Origin of the sequence: Citrobacter sp. Awk 2, from assembly GCF_028069815.1 — a bacterium.
GTDB lineage: Bacteria > Pseudomonadota > Gammaproteobacteria > Enterobacterales > Enterobacteriaceae > Citrobacter.
On the sequence record NZ_JANEWL010000142.1, the window covers coordinates 1 to 8,665 of the forward strand.

Here is an 8,665-nt window from a genome sequence, read left to right on the forward strand (position 1 = left end):
CATTTAATTCACATTTGCTCAGCTAAAAAACAGATAACCAACCCCGCAGCGATCAGGGATAACGTTCATACCAACAGGAGTCAAACTTCCGGTTTTTAACGCGGCACTATGCAGAAAAAATGGCTTGTATTTGCATACTACAAAATATAATAGGTTTTTTATTGATCCCGGAAAGACGGCAACATCCTTTTCCGTTTGATTTATTTTTACACACGCGTTCAGCAATGAATTTACTTTAAGTCAGTCTAAATATCTGTCTGTGTTATGCGCTTGTATTGATTGTTTCATTTTTATGAAAAGGACATTAGTTCCACGCATTAATTTTTTTATTTTAAATACTTTCACAGAACTGATGATTAGTAGAGAATGCAGCGTTTCTTATTAAAATGGTTTAAAACAGCTTTTTAATATCCCCTGGCACTATTACGGGGATCTTTGTATGAATTATACATACCATCATGGGGCCTTTATGAAAAGTAACATGCCCGTTACACAAATTGAGCACACACTTAACGGTAAAGCGACGCTGCTATCGACGACAGATAAAGAGAGTCATATTACCTATGCAAACTCCGCGTTTATCGATGCCAGTGGTTTTAACGAAAGTCAATTAATGGGTGAACCGCATAATATTATTCGCCATCCGGATATGCCGCCAGCCGCGTTTGCTGACATGTGGTACACGTTGCAGCAGGGTGACAGCTGGACGGGAATGGTGAAAAACCGGCGTCAAAACGGTGACCACTACTGGGTACGCGCCAACGTCACACCCGTTTGGCATAATGAAAAGTTAACGGGTTACATCTCAGTGCGTACTGTTCCTTCGCGAGACGAAATATCTCAGAGTGAGCAACTGTATGAAAAAATAAATAATCAACAACTTAGCGGCTTCCGTCTTTTTAAGGGTATTATCATTCGCCGTGGCATATTGGCATGGACTTCAATGTTTAAATGGTTGAGCATTAGTCAACGCGTCAATTATGCTTTGGGAGTCGTTGCCCTGCTCTCTTTGTTATTAATCTTCGCCCCTGTAAACCACTTTATTCAATCCGGCGGGTTACTGGCGTTATTTCTGTTATTTGCTATTTACCTTAAGTGTCAAATTTGTCAGCCAGTTAATACACTATTGACTCAAATGAAGAAAGTCGTATCCGGACGAAAACCCGATAACTGCCATTTAAATCGCGTAGATGAAATCGGCATGTTAATGCGACTGGTTAATCAATCCGGACTTAATCTAAATTCACTGGTTGATGACGTCAGTACGCAAATATCCGGAATTCGGGCCATCAGCCAACGCGTTTCAAAAGAAGGTATCGCGTTACATACACGTTCTGAAGAAACATCCGCAGACCTTCAGCAAACCGCTGCCGCCATCGAAGAAATTGGTAGTGCAGTGCAGCAAACTGCAGAAACGGCCGCTCACACCATGACGATGGCCGATAAAACCAGCACCAATGCCGCTGAAGGCGGCGATATTATGAAACAAACTATCGCCATGATGCAGGCGATCTCTCGTGATAATGGTCAGATTGTCGACATCATTGGCGTAATTGATAGCATCGCCTTCCAGACAAATATTCTGGCGCTCAACGCGGCTGTCGAGGCGGCGCGAGCCGGAGAATCCGGGCGCGGTTTTGCCGTCGTGGCCGCGGAGGTGCGCAATCTTGCGCAACACTCTGCATCAGCGGCAAAAGAGATCAAACAGCTTATTGAGAAGAACGTCGCTAACGTCAATACCGGCGTAAAAATGGTTGAACAGACGGAGACGCATCTCACTGGGATGATCAGCGATGTGTTACAGATGTCGATGATGATTAAAGACATTAGTCTGGCAACGCGGGAGCAAACCCAGGCGCTGGATCTGATTAATGATTCCATTTCGCGTGTTGGGACCATGACGCACAATAATGCCGAGATGGTGGAGCGCGTCACTGACGCGACTGCCGATTTAACGCAGCGCTCATCGCGATTGCAACAGGCCGTACAGGTCTTTGGCGTGTCGGCGTAAAGCAAACAGCGCTCATTCTGCTGACGATCAGGATGAGCGCCTTCTTTCACATCGCCCACCGCCTCTATTTTTACTGAATCGAGTCCACATCCCGTCAATTCAGGCTACAGAAAAAAACCACTTCCCCGTGTCCAGGCTTTGCGTCACTTATCAATTGAATGTAGGATGCTCGGCCGACAGTTTTCCCGCGGTAACACAATGAAGGGTAACGCTGTTTTCGCCGCAACTGCTGCGGCAAAAAGGATTTTGTAAATTAGTCAGGTTAACAGGAAACGTAATGAACACACACAACACGCAAGCCGCGGAACAACACGCGGCGAAACGACGCTGGTTGAATGCTCACGAAGAGGGGTATCACAAAGCGATGGGGAACCGGCAGGTACAAATGATCGCCATTGGCGGTGCTATTGGTACCGGGTTATTTTTAGGGGCTGGCGCACGTTTACAAATGGCCGGACCCGCTTTAGCACTGGTCTATCTGGTCTGCGGTATTTTTTCATTCTTCATTCTGCGGGCACTCGGTGAACTGGTTTTACACCGCCCTTCCAGCGGCAGTTTTGTCTCTTATGCCCGCGAATTTTTAGGTGAGAAAGCAGCCTATGTAGCTGGCTGGATGTACTTCATCAACTGGGCGATGACCGGAATCGTGGATATCACGGCCGTGGCCTTGTATATGCACTACTGGGGCGCATTTGGTGATGTACCACAATGGGTGTTTGCCCTCGGCGCATTGGCCATTGTCGGCACCATGAACATGATCGGCGTAAAGTGGTTTGCGGAGATGGAGTTCTGGTTTGCCCTGGTCAAAGTGCTGGCTATCGTTATCTTCCTGGTCGTCGGAACTGTTTTTTTGGGCACGGGAAAACCGCTGGATGGTAACGCCACGGGCTTTCATTTGATCACCGATAACGGTGGTTTTTTCCCGCATGGCCTGCTGCCAGCGCTGGTACTGGTCCAGGGTGTCGTCTTTGCATTTGCCTCTATTGAACTGGTAGGCACTGCGGCTGGCGAGTGCAAAGATCCACAAACGATGGTGCCAAAAGCGATTAACAGCGTTATCTGGCGAATTGGCCTGTTCTATGTAGGTTCAGTGGTGTTGCTGGTCATGCTGTTGCCGTGGAATGCCTATCAGGCAGGTCAAAGCCCGTTTGTAACCTTCTTTTCCAAACTCGGCGTTCCCTATATTGGCAGTATTATGAATATCGTGGTGCTTACCGCCGCGCTTTCCAGCCTCAACTCGGGTTTGTACTGCACTGGTCGTATTTTGCGCTCAATGTCGATGGGCGGTTCCGCGCCAAAATTTATGGCCAAAATGAGCCGTCAACACGTACCTTATGCCGGCATACTTGCCACGCTTGTCGTGTATGTCGTCGGGGTTTTTCTCAACTATCTGGTGCCTTCGCAGGTGTTCGAGATCGTGCTTAACTTTGCCTCGCTGGGCATCATTGCATCGTGGGCATTCATTATGGTGTGCCAGATGCGTCTGCGTCGGGCCATTAAAGATGGCAAAGCAGCAGACGTTCACTTCAAACTGCCTGGTGCGCCGTTTACGTCCTGGCTAACACTGTTGTTTTTACTGGCTGTGCTGGTGCTGATGGCGTTTGACTATCCGAATGGGACCTACACTATCGCCTCATTACCGCTGATTGCCATTCTGCTGGTCGCTGGCTGGTTTGGTGTACGTAAACGCGTCGCGGAAATCCACCGTACCGCGCCGTAACGCTTTAAGGTAGGTCAGATTTCTGACCTACCCATTTGAGCGACTTAGTTTGCTTCTATTAGCTGAGCCACATCATTGCTGTTAATTTCCCGCGCATTCCCGTCCTGATCGGTATAGCTGGTCATTCCCGTATCTTTATCCAGTTTTGGTTTGCCCTGGGTGGTAATAGTTTGTCCGCTTTTCGTCGTCATGACGTAATCGGTGGTACAGCCAGCCAGCGTAAACAGCATTACGCCCGCACAAAGACAGATTAATGGCTTTTTCATGGTATTCCTGTGTTATTCAGTTAGCCGTTGAGGGCGTAGTGTAAGTCTCTGAAGTTTGTCAGGCTACCGATGGGGTGTAACGAGGCGTATCGTGGGGTATAGAGAAATGACAGGAGGGGTTGCCCCCTCCGAATAATTACAGGGCGATACGAATAACATCGTCCGGTTGAGTCGCTTCCTGCTCGCGTGTGGATTTCTGTTTCACACTCACGTACAGGGTTTTGCCATCGGCAGAGAGCGCCAGGCTGTTTGGGAACGTCGGGGTATCGAAGGCTTTAACCACTTTATAGCTTTTCGCGTCGATCACGCTGACTTTACCGGCCTGACGGTGGGTTACATAGGCTTCATTGCGTGTCGGATTGAACAGTACGGCCAGAGATTCCGGTGCGGCAACTTTTGCCAGCACGTTGCCGTTACGGGTATCGATAACCAGCACTTCCGCCGCTTTGGAGTCAGTGACAAACGCACGATGACCGGCCGTATCCAGGCTCAGGTTAATGAAGAAGTGCTCTTTGCCATCGTCCAGCAGTTTTTTGCGGCTGAGAATTTTGTTGGTGGCGGTATCAATGGTAATGAATTCGCCATCGGCATTGGCGGTATACAGGCGTTTAGCCTTGCTGTCGACGGCCAGTGCAGTGCTCATTTTACCGGTATTTGGAATAGCGTCCTGAAGTTTAACCGTATCACCGTCCACGACCCAAATCACGCTCTCCTTACCAATTCCGCTGATGTATACCTTGTTGGTGGCGTCATCGGCGACCAGTTCACGAGGCTGCAGCGGACGGACATCTTCAGAACGTTTACGCGCATCCAGTACCAGACGCCCTTTCACCTCACCGGTTTTCGCATCAATCGCCGTCACCGCGCTATTCACGGTATTACCAAACCACAGCGTTTGCGTCGCGTTATTGATGGTCGCGCCAAACGGTTTGAGATCGTTATGAATAACCTGAGTCACTTCAAGCGTAACCGGATCAAGACGGTAAACTATCCCACCTTTATCCAGCTTACGACTCTGCGAGGTGGCCAGCCACAGTGCGTTTTCCTGCTGGCTATACGCCATTTCGTAGGCGCCTTTACCTACGCCTTTGCGCAGCAGTTCTTCCGCAGCCTGCGTGCTAAATGATGATGCAACGAGCAGTGAACCTAACAGTAAAGAACCACGCAGGCGCGGTGAAAACAGATGACGTAAAGACATGACGACTCCCTTTGATAAATTCAGTTGTTACTGCTTCACATAGCTTCAATGAGCAAAATCATGGTTTTGCCTTTTTAAGAATGAGAATAGTAATCATTATTTATCGCAAAGTGGAGTGTTTATTCACTTTCGGTGAAAACCTTCTTATTTTCTCCATGAATACTCGCTTGCGGCGAAATCAATGTTAAAACAGATTGGCTCTATACCCCGTGCCGGATGGCGGCGTTGACGCCAAATCCGGCCTACATTTGAGTACTGTGTAGGCCAGATAAGCGAAGTGCCATCAGGCTGTTACCGCCTTTAACCCCTTCGTATCACTCTTCAGCAAGACGAATCACGACCTTGCCAAAGTTTTTACCGGTCAGCAGACCAATAAAGGTCTCCGGTGCATTTTCCAGCCCCTCAGTGACTTGCTCACGATAGTGGATCTTGCCTTCCTGAACCCAGCGCCCCATTTCTCGCTGAAATTCATGAATGCGGTGACCATAATCCTGACCAATGATAAAGCCCTGCAAGCGGATACGTTTTTTCAGTAACGTGGCCATAAGCAGCGGTAAACGGTCTGGGCCCGCCGGCAGTGATGTGGCGTTATAACCGCTCACCAGGCCACACAGCGGAATACGCGCGGAGGTGTTAAGTAACGGCAAAACGGCGTCAAAAACTTTGCCGCCGACGTTTTCATAATAGATATCGATACCCTGCGGACAGGCTTGTGCCAGTTGGCGTGCGAAATCGGGGGCATGGTGATCGAGACAAATATCAAAGCCCAACACGTCGGTAGCATGGCGGCATTTCTCAGCCCCACCTGCCACACCAACGACCCGACAGCCCTTCAGCTTGCCGATCTGGCCCACGGTTGCGCCAACAGGTCCGGTTGCCGCAGCAACAACCAGTGTCTCACCGGCTTTGGGCTGGCCAATATCCAGCAACCCCATATACGCCGTAAAACCCGGCATACCCAGCAGACCAAGCGCCCAGGAAGGATGCTCAGGGTGATCGCCTAACTTTACCAAATCAGACCCATTAGAGATGGCGAAGTCCTGCCAGCCGCTATAGCTCAGCACCCATTCACCGGGTTTAAAATCCGAATGATTCGATGCCACGACCCGACTGACCGTGCCACCCACCATCACGGCACCAATCTCAACCGGAGGCGAATAAGACGGCTCGTCGCTCATACGTCCACGCATATAGGGATCGAGTGAGAGGTAGACGTTACGCAGTAGTACCTCTCCGTCACCGGGCGTCGCGATAGCCTCTTCTTCAAGACGGAAGTTACCGGGCACCGGTGCGCCATGCGGGCGTGACGCCAGAACCCAGCGACGATTGCGTTGCATTTGTTGACCCATTGATGTTCTCCTCTGCTTTTGGCATGAATCCATCAATAGTAGACGCGCTATCTCTGTGATGCTTTCACATTAATTGCCAGCATGGTTTAACCGCACGACCAGATAAACGCAGGACTGTGCGGTTTCATTGATAAACCGACAGTCGTTTGGCGGCCCCAGCTCCAGGCAATCCCCGGCTTTCATTTCGTGGCGTGTATCACCTTCCACAAACACCAATTCTCCCTGCTGCAACCAGAGAAGCTGTCGGGCCTGCACGTAGGAAGAGGCGGGCATCGGGATATCACTGCCCGCCGGTAATTCGATTTGCACCAGATCGATAGGCAGATCGCTGCGCGGAGAAACGTGGCGGCGCAAATAGTGACTTTGCGGATCGTGCCAGACCGGCTGGTCGGCAAAACGCAGCAGTTTACCCTCCTGCATTTCGGCTCGGGCAATCAGCGTGGACATGCTGATACCAAACGCACCGGAAAGCCGTCCCAGTAGCGTCGCCGTTGGACTGCTCTCTCCGCGTTCTATTTTATGGATCATCGCCCGCGACACCCCTGCACGTTCGGCAAGTTCCGTCAGCGACCAGCCGCGGGATTCCCGCTCAATGCGAATTCTTGCACTGATCCGTTGATTTATGCTGTCTTCAATAGTATTCATATTGTAATACTATAGTGAACAACCCCTGAGGTTCAACATGTCAATTCGATTTGCCAGCAAAGACGACTGCGCCGCCATCGCAGAAATCTACAATCACGCCGTACTGCATACGGCCGCTATCTGGAACGATCAAACGGTCGATGCCGAAAACCGCATCTCCTGGTATGAAGCTCGTCAACTGATGGGGTATCCGGTGCTGGTAAGTGACGAGAATGGTGTCGTTACGGGGTACGCCTCTTTTGGCGACTGGCGCAACTTTGATGGTTTCCGTCATACCGTCGAACATTCAGTGTACGTGCACCCGGAACATCAGGGAAAAGGGCTGGGGCGCAAGCTGCTCAGCAGACTCATTGAAGAAGCGCGCGCGTGTGGCAAGCATGTCATGGTGGCAGGAATTGAGTCGCAAAATCAGGCATCGCTCCACCTGCATAGCACGCTGGGCTTCAATATTACCGCGCAGATGCCCCAGGTCGGGACTAAATTTGGTCGTTGGCTGGATCTGACTTTTATGCAGCTGCAGTTAGATGACCGCAGCGAACCGGATGCGCGTGGATGAATCAGACGCTGACCCTCTCCTTTCTGATTGCCGCAGGTATTGGTCTGGTGGTGCAAAACACGTTGATGGTGCGCATTACCCAGACGTCCTCGACAATCCTGATTGCTATGCTGCTTAACTCACTGGTCGGGATCGTCCTGTTTGTCAGCATACTGTGGTTTAAACAAGGTGCGGCGGGGTTTGGCGAACTGGTTTCCAGCGTGCGCTGGTGGACATTGATCCCGGGTTTACTGGGATCGTTCTTTGTTTTTGCCAGTATCAGCGGATACCAAAACGTAGGTGCCGCCACCACCATCGCGGTGCTGGTCGCCAGCCAGCTTATTGGTGGTCTGGTGCTGGATATTCTGCGTAGCCAGGGTGTACCGCTTCGCGCGCTGGTGGGTCCGGTATGCGGTGCGATACTGCTGGTCATCGGCGCCTGGCTGGTGGCGAGGCGCTCATTTTAATTGCCTGATAGCGTTTCGCTTATCAGGCCTACGGAACGCCGGATAAGGTGTCAGTTTGGATATCGAAAATTATTGTACGTTAAGGTTGTTTTTTAACCACTTAGATGTGAGGAAACCGCTCTCTGAGCGGATTTTCGTATCTTGATGAGCGATGCTGAGATCTCCTCTCAAACGATCTTAAGAAGGTCCTTCTGAATCTTTGATCGTGATAGTGTAGGTTTTGTCGAAATCGCCTGATTTTGAAAGCATTCCGCCACCTAAGGCGCCATGTACTCGTACTTTAACTATTCCTGCTTTTGTTGGTATCCCTCTAATCTGAATACAATTATTGAATTCATCATCATCACAATACTGTAGATGGAGACCTAAATTATCTGGATGAATATCTCCTGCAATGACCTGCTTACCATAAATATCATAAGAAAGAACTACTCCACCAAATATATTTATTTGGTTATAGTAGGGAGTGCCAAC

The 8,665-nt window shown here is 50.0% G+C and carries 9 protein-coding genes; 4 read left to right on the top strand and 5 right to left on the bottom strand.

The window, feature by feature from the left end; translation table 11 throughout:
* Positions 1-469 precede the first annotated feature (469 nt).
* Both NNO02_RS21805 and ansP read left to right on the top strand, forming a co-directional pair.
* Positions 470-2,011, top strand: coding sequence for a methyl-accepting chemotaxis protein (locus tag NNO02_RS21805; protein WP_271455722.1), 1,542 nt, complete (start codon positions 470-472; stop codon positions 2,009-2,011).
* A gap of 277 nt (positions 2,012-2,288) precedes the next feature.
* A complete protein-coding gene (gene ansP, locus NNO02_RS21810; RefSeq protein WP_121584666.1) occupies positions 2,289-3,731 on the top strand; it encodes an L-asparagine permease in 1,443 nt (480 codons plus the stop codon).
* Positions 3,732-3,775: 44 nt separating this feature from the next.
* Here the strand turns inward: ansP and NNO02_RS21815 are convergent, their stop codons facing one another.
* From NNO02_RS21815 to NNO02_RS21830, 4 genes are all read right to left on the bottom strand, one after another.
* Positions 3,776-3,997 carry a YgdI/YgdR family lipoprotein gene (locus NNO02_RS21815; protein ID WP_043016274.1) on the bottom strand — a complete coding sequence of 74 codons (222 nt, stop codon included), beginning with the start codon at positions 3,995-3,997 and terminating at the stop codon, positions 3,776-3,778.
* Between the two features lie 136 nt (positions 3,998-4,133).
* Positions 4,134-5,195 carry a 7-bladed beta-propeller protein YncE gene (yncE, locus tag NNO02_RS21820; protein ID WP_271455723.1) on the bottom strand — a complete coding sequence of 354 codons (1,062 nt, stop codon included), beginning with the start codon at positions 5,193-5,195 and terminating at the stop codon, positions 4,134-4,136.
* A gap of 314 nt (positions 5,196-5,509) precedes the next feature.
* The gene (locus NNO02_RS21825; RefSeq protein ID WP_271441625.1) at positions 5,510-6,544 is read right to left on the bottom strand and encodes an NADP-dependent oxidoreductase; all 1,035 of its coding nucleotides are present in this window, start codon (positions 6,542-6,544) and stop codon (positions 5,510-5,512) included.
* Between the two features lie 69 nt (positions 6,545-6,613).
* Positions 6,614-7,189, bottom strand: a complete 576-nt coding sequence (locus NNO02_RS21830) for a helix-turn-helix domain-containing protein (protein WP_048211614.1) — start codon at positions 7,187-7,189, stop codon at positions 6,614-6,616.
* 37 nt (positions 7,190-7,226) lie between these two features.
* Between NNO02_RS21830 and NNO02_RS21835 the strand changes: the two genes are divergently transcribed.
* Together NNO02_RS21835 and NNO02_RS21840 are read left to right on the top strand one after the other, a co-directional pair.
* Complete coding sequence (locus NNO02_RS21835; protein WP_271455724.1) at positions 7,227-7,745, top strand: GNAT family N-acetyltransferase; 519 nt, start codon at positions 7,227-7,229, stop codon at positions 7,743-7,745.
* Complete coding sequence (locus NNO02_RS21840; protein WP_271448819.1) at positions 7,742-8,191, top strand: DMT family transporter; 450 nt, start codon at positions 7,742-7,744, stop codon at positions 8,189-8,191. Before NNO02_RS21835 ends, NNO02_RS21840 begins: the two co-directional genes overlap by 4 nt.
* Positions 8,192-8,368: 177 nt before the next feature.
* Here the strand turns inward: NNO02_RS21840 and NNO02_RS21845 are convergent.
* Positions 8,369-8,665 (bottom strand): hypothetical protein (locus tag NNO02_RS21845; protein ID WP_271455725.1); only part of this gene is annotated, 297 nt, incomplete at its 5' end.